This window comes from Shewanella atlantica (genome assembly GCF_003966265.1).
GTDB lineage: Bacteria > Pseudomonadota > Gammaproteobacteria > Enterobacterales > Shewanellaceae > Shewanella > Shewanella atlantica.
Map to the genome: position 1 here is coordinate 67,187 of NZ_RXNV01000010.1, position 12,986 is coordinate 80,172.

Consider the following 12,986-nt stretch of genomic DNA (forward strand, 5'->3'; position numbering starts at 1 on the left):
AAGGCCATAAACTTGAGGTAATAATTATGGAACGTCGCACGTTTCTTAAGTTCACTGCAGCTGCAGCTGCAGCTGCAGTAGCAACTGTTACTGGCTGCGAAAGCAGCAGTGCCAGTGACCCTCTGCCGACCCCAACTGAACCAATACTCCCTCCGGTAGGAGAAGGTATTACATGGGGTTCATGCGCCACTAACTGCTGGCAGGCATGTCCTTTAAAGGTACACAGTAAGGATGGCGTGATCACGCGCATCGAAACTGAAGGCAAGGCTACGGACGATTGGGATAACTTCGACCACGAGATTCGCCCCTGCCCTCGTGGCCGCTCTATGCGTCAGAAGGTCTACAACCACGATCGTCTCAAATATCCAATGAAGCGCGTAGGGCGCCGAGGCACAGATGAGTTCGTACGAATCAGCTGGGAGGAGGCGGTAACCAGTGTTGCCGAAGCGCTACAAAAAACTTACGCAGAATACGGTAAAAACGCTATATTCATGCCTCTTGGTGGCGGTTCTCACGATCTTAACACTGGTGTGACTCAATCAAGCGTACGCCTATTGAATATGGCAGGCGGATGCCTCTTCTTCCATAACGATTACTCTGCATCTCAGTATCGTGAAGGTTCTGCCGGCATGTACGGCTACCTAGCATCTAACACCGGCGATACTGTCGGGTTCTGGAACACAGGCTCTAGCCTACGTAGCTTGGAAGACAGCGACCTTATGGTTTGCTTCGGTTACAATCCAATGGAAGCTCGCCTAGGTGGTGCTGGTTCTGGTTATGAATACTTGAATGTTAAGCAGAAAAACAACTTCAAGACCTACTACATCGACCCAAGATTCACCGATACTGCGGTAACAGCTACTGATGAGTGGGTACCTATCCGCCCCGGTACTGATGCAGCATTGTGTGAGGCAATCGCAAACGTACTAATAGAAGATGGATACGCTGATATCCCCTTCCTTGAGGCGTACACCTATGGCCACGATAAGTATGTTGAATACATCACTGGTGTCACCGATGGCATTGCTAAGACCCCGGAACGCGCCGAAGGGATCTGTGGCATTCCGGCCGAGAAGATCCGTGAAATAGCAGAAGCGATTGGCACTGCATCGGCACCATTTGTCACCCAAGGTTTCGGCCCGCAACGTCAAGGCAACGGTGAGAATAATGCACGCGCAGTGATGATGCTACCGCTACTGGTCGGTAAGATCTCCGGTGATGGTATGAATCATGGCGGTACACCAGGTAACGGCGGCCTGTCTCATTACGCCATGATGCCAGCAGATACGCTGCAAGATCTCATGAACATGAAAATCATGGACGTGACGATTCCTGCTGCATCGCATCTAGATGCCATCGAGTTCGGCACTCAGATGAAGCCAAGCACCCATGACGTTCGCTACTCAGATCCTGAACTTATGACAGCCGATAAGCCACTAGATACTAACGTGCGCTTCTTGTGGTTAGCATCTTCTAATATGTTGGCAAACCAGAACGGCGATATTAACCGAGCTGACCGTCTGCTTAACGACGAGAGCTTAGTCGATTACGTGGTTGTAGTTGAGCAACATATGACGGCATCGGCAAAGTACGCCGATATCATCCTGCCAGAAGTCAGCTGGCTTGAGATGTACGATGTAATCCAAAGCTACAACAAGATGGATTGTGGTTCTTTGATGTATGCATACGGCATCACACCTTCTGTCGAGCCGATGTTTGAATGCAAACCTGCCTATGACATCTGCCATATGATCGCCGATAAACTGGGTATAGGCAGCAAGTTCACCAATGGTGGCATGACCTACTTAGATCAAGTGCGCAAAGTCTACTCGGAATTTAAGAAGAGTAACCCTTGGATCCAAGGTGACACCTTTGAGGAGTTTGTCAGTTTCGGCCCACAGCGCCAACGAGCTCCTGAACATGCAAACGTAGGGAAAATTCGCGACTTCATCACCGACCCAGAAGCCAATCCGCTAGGCACGCCCAGCGGCAAGATCGAGATCTACTCACAATATTTTGAGAGTAAACAATCCCAAGCCGAAGGTACCGATGAGATCAATCCACTACCAGTGTACTTTGCCTGTGATGAATCATACGAGGATGCTAGCGCTTCTGAGTATCCACTGCAGTGCATTAACTACCACGGTAAACACAGTGCTCACAGCATTCATGCCAGCACCCCATGGCTCAATGAAGTACTAGAGCATCACCTATGGCTAAACCCCGTAGATGCTGGCGCTATTGGCGTTATCAACGGTCAAAAGGTCATTGTTGAAAGCCGCAGAGGCAAGCTTGAAATCACCGTCCGCGTGACCCCTCGCATTGTCCCTGGCGTAGTGGCGATGCCTCAGGGTCAATGGCGCCGAATGAAGGGTGATATCGATGTTGGTGGCTGCGCAAATACCTTGACCGATAGTAAGCCAAGCCCGGTTGCTAAATCATTCCGTTCTAATACTAACCGAGTCAAAGTCTACTCGGCATAGGAGCAAAATATGCAATTAGGATTCTATGTTGATACAGCAATCTGCTCAGGCTGCAAGGCCTGTATGGTTTCCTGTAAAGATAAGAATGACCTGAATGTAGGACGTAACTTTCGCCGCGTATATGAGTATGCAGGCGGAAGCTGCACCGACAATGGTAATGGAGTGTTCTCCCAATCCGTCTTTGCCTACTACACATCAATTTCGTGTAACCACTGCGATACACCGGCTTGTACTAAAGCTTGCCCGACGGGTGCCATGCATAAGCGTATCGAAGACGGCTTGGTGTTAGTGCATGACGACATCTGTATCGGCTGCTCATCTTGCGCTCAGGCCTGCCCTTATGACGCACCGCAGCTTGATGCAGAGCGAGGCAAGATGACCAAGTGTGACGGCTGTATCGACCGTCTCAATGCAGGTAAGCGACCCATGTGTGTCGATAGCTGCATCCATCGTGCGCTGGACTTTGGTCCCATCGATGAGTTGCGTGCTAAATACGGTGAAACGGCCGAAATAGCCCCACTACCGGCAGCAAGCATTACCAAACCAAATCTAATTCTTAGAGTTCATCCAGACGGCCAACCTGTGGGTTCAGGCGCCGGTTCTGTAGTAAATCCAAACGAGGTATAACATGAATACTAAACTTTCTCTTGTCGCTATCCTGCTTGCAGGTGCTATGGTTACCGGCTGTTCTGATGACGACTCAGATACGATATATGTCTGCGAAAACGGCTCAGAGGTATCAAACCCTGATGAATGCCCAGTAACAGAGCCGGGCGATCCGACAGATCCAACCGACCCAGCTGATCCACCAGCAGTAAATGGCCCATTTGTACATGCAGGCCGCACTATTGTAGACGGTGCATTCTACAGCGCCACCAGCCCGAATAACGAGTACGACCCTCTGCGTGACTGGGAAAATACTATGCCTGCGGGATACAAAGAGATGCGTAACGCTTCTTACCCATGGGGCACGACTGTCTATGACAGCGCTGAAAATGGTGAAGAGTTATGGATGGGCACCATCTCTAACGGTTGGTGTGTCTGGCCATACCAAAATATCGGCATGCCAATTGAGCTGACCACTTTTGAGAGTGAGACTACTGGTTGCTCGGTACCGGGTACGACTGGCACACCATCACAGATCTTCATCTACAACTTCCGCACTGGCGAAAAAGAGGTGATTAATGAGAGCATGCTGACATCTGGCGGCCCTCAGTTCACCGAAGCATTCAAGCCAATCAACAATACCTATGGTTTCCGCGCCGCGGGTACCGTTGGCGACCTAGTGTTTGTTGCCGGACACTGGAAGACGACTAGCGATCAGGGGCGTCTACGTCTATTCGTATTCAATGCTAAGGAGCGCTCATTCATCGGCTACCGTGATATTGTCGGTGACACGACTCGTCGCTTCCGCACCTTAGAGCACCCAGACGGCACGACTGGTTTCTACACTCTTGTTGGTGCTGAGACGGGGATGACCCAAGCGGGTGACGGTCCAACTCAACTACTTCGCTGGGTAGGTACACAAGATGATCCGTTTGCCGGTGGTAATATCGAAGGTACAGACCCACTAACCAGCACTGGTTGGAGCAAGGTATCGACTCAACTTGATAACGAAGAAACTGCCAATGGCGTCCAATACGGTATGGTTGGTGACTGGCGTCAATTCACCCACAGCGATGGTACTGAGCGTCTGATCATGTCAGCTTCTGCGCATCCTTTTGTCTACAAAGAAGGTGTACGTAACGATAAGTACAAAGAGTCTGTCATTCTGATCTCAGATCCTATCCCTACTGCAGGTTACACGGTAGAGAACCAATTAACATTCCGCGAAGTCTTCGGTATGGATCAATACGACCCAGATACTAAAGGTCGCTGGGGTGCCAAATGGGGAACCAGTGCGATAAACGATGGCTACATGTACTTCGGTACTTACCATCAAGGCACTGATGCGGCTTATAAGCATTTTGCTAAGGCAGATCCTGAGCTATTTACCGAGTTAACAGGTCTTGACCCACACGATTACTCTGTCATTGATGCGAATAAAGAGATCAATCACAAAGAGTTTATGATCAACGAATGGCGCGCGACTTCTATCTTCCGTATTGATCTTAACAATATCGATGAGGTAAGCGAAGGAGACACCTCTAAGGTAGAGCTATTATACGGCTACGAGACCATGCAGGTTAACGATGGTAATGGCTGGAAAGCGACACCAAACTTACTAGGCAAGAAGCCTACCCATGGCGAAGCCGGCATGGGCAACCCGGGTAACGTTTACTCTTGGACCTCGATTGCCAAAGACGGCAAGTTATTCTGGGGCTTCTTCGATGCATTCTCTGGTCTTCATGACTTACTGTTCAATGCCTATGCTGGTGAGTACATGTTATTCGACGGTATCGTATTCCAGAACCGTGAGTGGAAGAACCAAATGGCTAACAACCCAGCTATGTGGATGTACGATTACACAAAAAATGAGATGGAAGCGAACGGTCTAGCCGATGAGTTTATTCCAGGTGGCGATCTACTGATGATCGAAGCCGATGGCAAGGCACGTAAGCTAACCACTAACGGTTTCGGTAACCAGTGTTCTAACGGTGTCCGTAACGTCGTCGATATCGACGATAAGCTGTATTTTGGTACATCGACTTGGTGTAACGTTGGCCCAACTTCTGGTCTTGAGTTCTACCAGTACGAGCCTAGCTTAGATAAGTAGACATCTCTTCAAGGCGGCTACTTGGCCGCCTTTTTTACCGGAGTAAATATGAATAACGCATTAGCAGAAATAACCCCTATCTTAGCGGCCAATATGTATCATGATCCTAGTGATAAGATGCTGGAGATGTATCAAGAATATGACTTCAACCAGTGCTATCCATTACTGACTGAAAGTAAAACCCGTAGCGAAGGTGTTGCCCTTATTAGCAACTACATGAAGCAATACAGTTGTGAGCAGCTACCTGAACTACGACTCGATTTTAATCAGCTGTTTATCGGTCCTGGTAAGATGAAAGTCCCATTATGGGGCTCATACTACCTTAGTGAAGATAACCTGTTGTGTGGGCCAAGTACTCAGAAACTTCAAGCTCGCATCGATGCTCTAGGTATAGCGATCAATACCATTGATGGTGATAACCAGCCTATCGATCACTTATCACTGGTTCTACAACTAGTGGAATATACCATTAAACAAAACAAGACTTTTGAGTTGCAAGCCGTCGTTGCTGAGCACTTAGCACCATGGGCATATCGAGTGGCAGAGCTAACGATTGAGCACGCTAAAACTAACTTCTACTTAGGGTGGGGATTATTACTTAAAGATTATCTAGATGTGTTAGTTGAGGCTAATGGGATCATAGTGAAAGAGCATACCCTATGGGGGTAGTAGGCTCAATTAAGCTCCAATATAAGATCGGTAGAGTAGCGGAATGGATAGAGGATTACATCAGCAGATCACTTGATATAAATCCAAGAGTCTTCGGGCAAGTCACTATCGGGACTGCCAGTAACTATATATCCTCTTCGGCTCGAGTGTACATCGAAGAGGCTTACAGTGCTGATGTAGATATTGAACCTTTCATACATGTCTGCATGTGCAGTGCGGTGTGCACGATGGGGAGTAAGAGGAATGACGTACAGAATATAGTGGTTTATGTCGTTAAGAAGGCCGCAATAAAGTGCCCATTACTTCATTCCCTCATAGAGTCTGTTCCGGAGAGTAAGGTCACTAGCATGGTATGACAACATAGAGCTATCTGATACCGACGCAGTGCTTTCCGGTTTATGCAGTTCTAAGTATTGAGCCAGCTTTCTTTTCACTACCCAATGAATCTATTCGACAATATTAAGGTACTTAACGGTTAACACCTCTGTCATTGATGACATACTTCCTGATAATCAAAGGCGTAGACTTAGGTAACAGAAGGTTTAAGATCACTTTTACAAACGGCCACAGACAAAACACACTTAACCTTATTGCCAGTTTAAATCAGCCGAGGTGTGATATTGCAGTTTAGGCATACAACTAATATGCAATCATCTCGTTTCTCTTGTGCCTTCCTATACCAATCAAAGTTTTCTCATAATCGACATTAGCATGCGCTTCACACCAATCTAATGCCTCTGTTAATTTTAATAGGTTTTCGAATACTTTTTTCAGAGGGTAATTGATCTGCTTACCCACAGTCATGACATTTTGAGGGATGGTGACACATCCTCTTTGATAAGGAAATGTCGATGCCATAACCTCCTCGAATTGCTCTTGAGTGACTCTCATATGACCTTGTTTAAAAGGTATAACCCAAAACTCTAAAACGATCCCTCTGATCTGAGCAACTATCTGCTCAAGCTTAGCTTGGTGCGCTTCCCCCGCGAACATAAATATACCGGGATTAGCACTGAGCAATAGCGTACCAGAACGATTCAGCGCCTCCATTGAGCTCGCAACAGGAGCCAATAAACTGAGTAAAATTTTCTCTCTATCGTTTAAGGTTTTATCGGCCTGAATATCTAGTAACATCTGCAAAGTATTGCCAGCATCACTGACAAATAAGCTTACTAAAACATCTTCTTTACCAGAAAAATATTTATATAAGGTTGCTCGAGACACCTCCGCACGTTTAGCAATGTCAGTGAACTTAAACGACATCATTCCATGTTCAAGAATTAGCTCTCTTGCGACCTCTAATAATCGTGACTCTCGTTCTAGTTTACTCATTGCTTCATTTAGCCTTATATTTGATACATTTCTAATGTATCAAACTACAGATAGTTAACCAGTCAAGATAAGGTAGACTGTGATCTTATGCGCTATTTTTCACACAAGACAACAACCATACACACAAGTGTATAACTTGTGTATAAACATCAACATACTTTCGCCGCCACATCAGTCACAATCCATAAATAAAGCCAAGGTAATGTGAACGCAGCGGGGTTTTATTCCACTCGAATATGACACGATCCACCATAGTCTATGTTCAACTAACAGAAAAATTTTATTATCAGTGACGATGCCAACATCAAATAACATTTCACAGCCCCTTTCTATCCGAGCGATCCTTACAGGGATGACACTCGGAAGTCTGCTGGTATTGTGCAACATCTATATGGCCCTTCGCATTGGCTGGTCAATAAATATGTCTGTTCTGGCCTCCTTGCTTGGTTTTGTTAGCTGGAAAACGGTGGAAACAACCATAGGTTGCAGAGCATGGGACCCAAGAGAGACAAACATTCAGCAAACAGTAGCTTCGGCTGCCGGAGCAACTATATCGGCAGGGCTTGTCGCTCCCATCCCGGCTTACCTCATTCTCACCGATACTCAGTTTGAGTATTGGCCCATGGTGATCTGGATGATAGCCATCAGTCTTCTTGGGATCTGCGTCGCTTCAGCCATTCGCCCAGCCATGCTCAATAATGAACGTCTCCGGTTTCCTGCCGGTATTGCAACGGCCGAGGTGATCACCGATATGTTCAGTAGTGGGCGCATTGCACGTCACCGAATCATTGCTCTGCTATCTGCCATGGCGGTCACCATCAGCCATAGAATATTTATTCCTGTAAGCTATAAGATCCCCTTAGGGTTTTCAATTCCTGGTCAAAATGTCATGGCTGGTACTAGCATAAGTGCTAAAAATCTGGGATTTATTATCGACCCCTCCTACATGCTACTGGCCTTCGGAGCCATCATAGGTACAAGGGCGGCTATCAGTCTCTCTATTGGCTGCTTAATTGCTTGGCTTGGGCTAGGCCCCTATATTCTTGGCCAAGGCTGGGAACAGGCGGGCCCAATCGATGAAAACTGGTTCAGTTACATCATAGATTGGTTAGTCTGGCCCGGCGTCGCCATGATGCTGGCTTCTGCTTTAACGACAACGGCGATAACCCTATTTAAATCGGATAGAAAAAAACGTCTATCACTTATGTGGGGCTTACCCGAGTTTCTGCTTTTAGGCACCGTCACCCCGGTCATTGTCTTTCTCCAGATATGGCTATTTGATATCAGTTGGTTCGCCGCAATTTTAGCTGTCCCACTCGCCTTCCTGTTTGCCATCGTTGCCGCACAAGTAGTCGGCGAGACGGGTATTCCACCAGTCGGCGCGCTAGGAAAACTCTCTCAACTTTCTTTCTCGATAATTAGCCCTGGCAGTGTTACGACCAACTTGATGACAGCCAATGTAGCTGGCGGCGCCGCGGGACAGGCAACGGACCTGCTCAATGATTTTAAAGCCGGACATATACTGGGAACCAAGCCAAGACATCAGGTTATCGCACAGACTATGGGGATCTTGGTAGGCTGTCTCACCAGCGCCGGGATCTTCATGTTGCTAATTCCCAATCCAGCCGAGCAACTGATGACCGAGCAGTGGCCTGCACCAGGCGTCGCGACCTGGAAGGTCATTGCTATCGCCCTGACCGATGGATTAGAGGCGATACCACAATCTGCAAGGTATGCCATGTTTGTCGGGATTGTAGCAGCCACCATTAATGAACTCCTTCTGCTTATCGTGAAGGAGAAGTGGCACAGGTGCCTTCCGAGTATGTCGGCAATGGGCCTGGCATTTGTATTGCCGGCTCAAGTCTGCATGATGCTATTTATCGGCGCAGTATTAGCTTGGGGCTCGAGACGGTTAGCACCGCGCTGGTCTCAACGATTCCTGCTGGCCATCGCGGCAGGTTGTATTGCAGGAGAGAGCCTTGCTGGAGTGTTAGGCTCTTTATGGCAGCTATTACTATCTAAGTAATATCAGTAAAAATAAGCTTCTTTAAAACGGAGCCTACAAGCTATAGCTAACTCAAGAAACCTGAATAAGCAGACTTACCCCCTGTAAGGTGAATGCCGATGACTCCTTATACGACCACTCATTAAGAGTAATGCTAGCCATCTCATCTCCCCACACGCCCTCTCGCCGAGCAGTTTGCGGCAACGCAGAAATCTACTTCATGTCACCACAAAAATTAGAGCCTTCTAATAAAGCTCAAAGAAAACAACAGATAAAAACTCAAACCAGTAAGTAAAATGAAAGCTGTCAAATGCTAATAACAATATGTCACTACGAGCCTCAATCAATAATGATTATCAATTGAGTTATGAATAAATATGAAAACATAATTAAAGTTATTAACGGAGTTGTGAATAATCATTAATAGGCATTGATTTAATAATAATATATATGAATAATAATTCTAAGTATTCATAAAAGAAATTATATTGAAAATATTCTCATTTATAAAGCAAACAGATCAAACATATTAAACAAAGACACCAGCCAAACAAAAAACACAAGCAAAACCAACAAGTTAAAGCGCCACCGATAGCTATAAAAATATCAAACCAAACATATAAAAGGCAAGCCTAAATAAAGATCTCGATCACGCATAAATTATTTTTAAATTAAAAATCACACATTTCGTAATACCCCTTAAGTAATAGCTTCGCATTTTTAAAATTTCAAACTACAATTTAAATGCAAAACAATTAACACAAACATTACCAAACTATAAAATAATTAACCGTAAGGCCAAGATGATGAACAAATGTATTATCACTAAGTTACTTTGTGGGATATTCGCTTTCGCGTGCTTATCCCTCTCAGTTCAGGCGGCCCCCTGGAACCAACTCACTGGTGAACAACTGGAACAGCAACTGGCGGAGAAATTTGCTCAGGGTAAATATTCTAAGAAAGGTGCCGATTCCTGCCTGATGTGTCATAAGAAAAATGACAAGGTCATGGCGATATTCGGTGGCGTACACGGGAACACGAGCCAACCGAACTCCCCCATGGCGGGTCTGCAATGCGAAGCCTGTCATGGCCCGCTAGGTAAACACAATAAAGGCGGCAAGGAACCTATGATCGCCTTCGGTAAAGAGAGCAAGCTGCCAGCTCAGAGTCAGAATAGTGTTTGTCTGGGATGCCATAACGATCCTAAGCAGATGGCATGGCATAGCAGCAGCCATAATTTAGACGAGGTGGCCTGTAGCGATTGTCACAATATCCACACCGACAAAGATCCGGTAATGGACCAACTCACGGTCAATGACACCTGTACCTCTTGTCATACTCAGCAAAAATCAGACATGAATAAGCGCTCATCCCATCCGATGAAATGGGATCAAATGACCTGTATCGATTGCCATAACCCACATGGTTCGATGAGTGAAAGTGCACTTAACCACACCACAGTCAATGACACCTGCTATAGCTGTCATGGCGAGAAACGTGGCCCAGTTTTATGGGAGCATGCGCCGGTTACTGAAAATTGTGCCAACTGTCATAACCCCCATGGCAGCGTGAATGAAGCCATGCTTACTCACAGAGCGCCGCAGCTGTGTCAGCAATGCCATATGGATGATGGCCATGCAAGTCGTGTCGTACAGCAAGGTGGAAGTGACGCCTTTGGCGGCGGTAAGAGCTGTCTCAACTGCCATAGCCAGATCCATGGCTCCAACCACCCAGCCGGCAGCAAGCTGCAGCGCTAATCAGGAGTAATTCAAATGAGATTCAAATTTAACCTCATCACGTTATCACTTCTCGCTATATCGGGCGCGGTAACGGGCTCTGCAATGGCGGCTGACTTTGGCGTGAACAAGGCCAATACCAGTAAAGTTAAACAGGAAACTTTTCAGTGTAAACGTTGCCCTCAAGTCGAAGGGTACAGCGGCACAATTGGTATCAATGCCGCCTATATTGAGAGTGACGACATTCACTCCGGCAATGCTTTCGGTACCGATAAAGACGGCGCTAATGCCAGCTTGGATGCCGACCTCAATTATCAAAACGGAGCAGGCTATAAAGCCAGGTTCCAGGCACACCAACTAGGTCTGGATAACGGCTTCGCTCACCTTGAAGCGGGCAAATCCGGCCGCTATGAGATAACAGCCGATTATCAACAACTGACCAGTTATCAGTCAGGCGATGCACGCAGCCAGTTATGGTACAAAGATGGCGTGTTGACCCCGAGCGAACATACTCAGACCCAGGAGCTCTCCCTGCAGAGAAACAAAGCTGGCTTGGGTCTGAGTTATGGCCGGGATTTCTATCAGGCTTATGTACGTTACGACCACGAGAATAAAACCGGTTACCAGAGCAGCAGCATTGTCACTCCCCGTCCGGTTAATTTCGGTCTGCCTGTCGATGCCAACACAGATAACCTCACCGCAGGTCTGTCACTTTCCGGCGATAACTGGGCTACTAATCTCAATTACTTCGTGAGTCAGTATAAGAACGATATCGGCGCCTTGAGTCTTCCCTACCTGTATGACGTCTTTGCACCAGCTCCCGACAATGAGGCTCATCAAGTTAGCCTGTCGGGTCAATATCAGTTGAGCCGCACCGTCATGAGCGGTCGTCTGGCGTCAGGCAAGATGATCCAGGACGATGATTTGATCCAGATGTCCGGTAATCCAATACAAAACTGGGACGGAGAGGTCGAGACCTTAGATGGCAAGCTGTCAGTCACCTCGCTTTTGAGTAATAGACTCAGACTCGGCGGCAGTGTCGATTACAGCAAGCGCGACAACAAGGGCTCGGTATGGGAGTTCGCTCAATTTGAAGTTAACGGGATCACGGGTGCATTTAAACAAAATGTGCCTCTGGATACCGAGCGCCGCGGCCTTAAGCTCAATGCCAGTTATCGCTTCAGCAGCGACTATCGCCTGCAGGCCGGCTATGACCGCAAAGAGATGGAACGCAGCCATGGTGACCGTGAGCAGACCGATAATGACGTGTTTTGGGCCAAGCTCAATGTCCGCGCATTGGAAGATATCAAGCTTAAGTTCAAGGCCAGTCTGGATAATCGTGGCGGAAGCGAATATCAAACCAGCGAACTGACGTCATCTGAATCTAACCCCTTACTACGGAAATATTACCTGGCTGACAGAAAGCGTACCGCCTTCGAAGCCAAATTTAATCACACTCCGACTTCGTGGCTCAGTCTGGATATGACCGCCCGCTACGCCAAAGATGATTACGACAAGACTCAATTGGGTCTGACCGGATCTGAAGATTACGGCTATGACATCAACCTTGGGCTGCAGCTCGATGAGCATCTGTCTGGCTATGCCTTTGCCGGTCAGCAGTGGATCGACTCCAATCAAACCGGCATCCAGAGTATCTCTGCCCCGGATTGGTCCGCCGATATCGAAGATGAGTTTATCAACCTGGGCGCTGGATTCACCTATACAGGGCTACTGGAAGACAAGCTCACTCTGGGCGGCGATTACCTATTCGCAAACTCCACCAGCGACACGTTAATCATCTATGACGTCACCACGCCGCAGGGGGATTACTACTCATTCAATCATAGTCTCAAGCTACATGCTAACTACGCATTGAGTGAAGAGATGGCGTTAAAACTGGCTTACCAGTATGAGCGCTATTACGACACCGATTACGCGCAAATTGATGTCGATACAGTTCCGGGACTGACCACCTTAGGCGACCTGAACCATAACTATAACGCGCACCAAGTGATGTTGTCGTTTAGCTACCAGCTGCGCTAATG

8 protein-coding genes are annotated in these 12,986 nt (G+C 47.2%); 7 read left to right on the plus strand and 1 reads right to left on the minus strand.

Annotation, left to right across the window (positions count from 1 at the left end):
• The first annotated feature begins 26 nt into the window (after positions 1–26).
• The 4 genes from EKG39_RS17430 to EKG39_RS17445 are packed head-to-tail and all read left to right on the plus strand — an operon-like array spanning position 27 to position 5,868.
• The gene (locus EKG39_RS17430) at positions 27–2,483 is read left to right on the plus strand and encodes a molybdopterin-dependent oxidoreductase (protein ID WP_126507265.1); all 2,457 of its coding nucleotides are present in this window, start codon (positions 27–29) and stop codon (positions 2,481–2,483) included.
• Between the two features lie 9 nt (positions 2,484–2,492).
• Positions 2,493–3,110 (plus strand): DMSO/selenate family reductase complex B subunit, encoded by a 618-nt coding sequence (locus tag EKG39_RS17435; protein ID WP_126507266.1) that lies wholly within the window; start codon positions 2,493–2,495, stop codon positions 3,108–3,110.
• 1 nt (position 3,111) lies between these two features.
• The gene (locus EKG39_RS17440; RefSeq protein WP_126507267.1) at positions 3,112–5,199 is read left to right on the plus strand and encodes a hypothetical protein; all 2,088 of its coding nucleotides are present in this window, start codon (positions 3,112–3,114) and stop codon (positions 5,197–5,199) included.
• A 48-nt stretch (positions 5,200–5,247) separates the two neighbouring features.
• Positions 5,248–5,868, plus strand: coding sequence for a TorD/DmsD family molecular chaperone (locus EKG39_RS17445; protein ID WP_126507268.1), 621 nt, complete (start codon positions 5,248–5,250; stop codon positions 5,866–5,868).
• 639 nt (positions 5,869–6,507) lie between these two features.
• Here the strand turns inward: EKG39_RS17445 and EKG39_RS17455 are convergent.
• Entirely contained in the window at positions 6,508–7,200 is a 693-nt protein-coding gene (locus tag EKG39_RS17455; protein ID WP_126507270.1) for a TetR/AcrR family transcriptional regulator, read from the minus strand.
• Between the two features lie 295 nt (positions 7,201–7,495).
• Between EKG39_RS17455 and EKG39_RS17460 the strand changes: the two genes are divergently transcribed.
• The 3 genes from EKG39_RS17460 (at position 7,496) to EKG39_RS17470 (ending at position 12,984) form a co-directional block, all read left to right on the plus strand.
• Complete coding sequence (locus EKG39_RS17460; RefSeq protein ID WP_126507271.1) at positions 7,496–9,226, plus strand: OPT/YSL family transporter; 1,731 nt, start codon at positions 7,496–7,498, stop codon at positions 9,224–9,226.
• Positions 9,227–10,008: 782 nt separating this feature from the next.
• On the plus strand, positions 10,009–10,962 hold the full coding sequence (locus EKG39_RS17465) for a DmsE family decaheme c-type cytochrome (RefSeq protein WP_126507272.1): 954 nt from the start codon (positions 10,009–10,011) through the stop codon (positions 10,960–10,962).
• 15 nt (positions 10,963–10,977) lie between these two features.
• Entirely contained in the window at positions 10,978–12,984 is a 2,007-nt protein-coding gene (locus tag EKG39_RS17470; RefSeq protein ID WP_126507273.1) for an MtrB/PioB family decaheme-associated outer membrane protein, read from the plus strand.
• Positions 12,985–12,986 lie beyond the last annotated feature (2 nt).

Excerpts from the sequence above, each read along its gene's own strand:
- EKG39_RS17430 (WP_126507265.1), top strand. The coding sequence starts at position 27 with ATGGAACGTCGCACGTTTCTTAAGTTCACTGCAGCTGCAGCTGCAGCT.
- EKG39_RS17435 (WP_126507266.1), top strand. The coding sequence starts at position 2,493 with ATGCAATTAGGATTCTATGTTGATACAGCAATCTGCTCAGGCTGCAAG.
- EKG39_RS17440 (WP_126507267.1), top strand. The coding sequence starts at position 3,112 with ATGAATACTAAACTTTCTCTTGTCGCTATCCTGCTTGCAGGTGCTATG.
- EKG39_RS17445 (WP_126507268.1), top strand. The coding sequence starts at position 5,248 with ATGAATAACGCATTAGCAGAAATAACCCCTATCTTAGCGGCCAATATG.
- EKG39_RS17455 (WP_126507270.1), bottom strand. The coding sequence starts at position 7,200 with ATGAGTAAACTAGAACGAGAGTCACGATTATTAGAGGTCGCAAGAGAG.
- EKG39_RS17460 (WP_126507271.1), top strand. The coding sequence starts at position 7,496 with ATGCCAACATCAAATAACATTTCACAGCCCCTTTCTATCCGAGCGATC.
- EKG39_RS17465 (WP_126507272.1), top strand. The coding sequence starts at position 10,009 with ATGATGAACAAATGTATTATCACTAAGTTACTTTGTGGGATATTCGCT.
- EKG39_RS17470 (WP_126507273.1), top strand. The coding sequence starts at position 10,978 with ATGAGATTCAAATTTAACCTCATCACGTTATCACTTCTCGCTATATCG.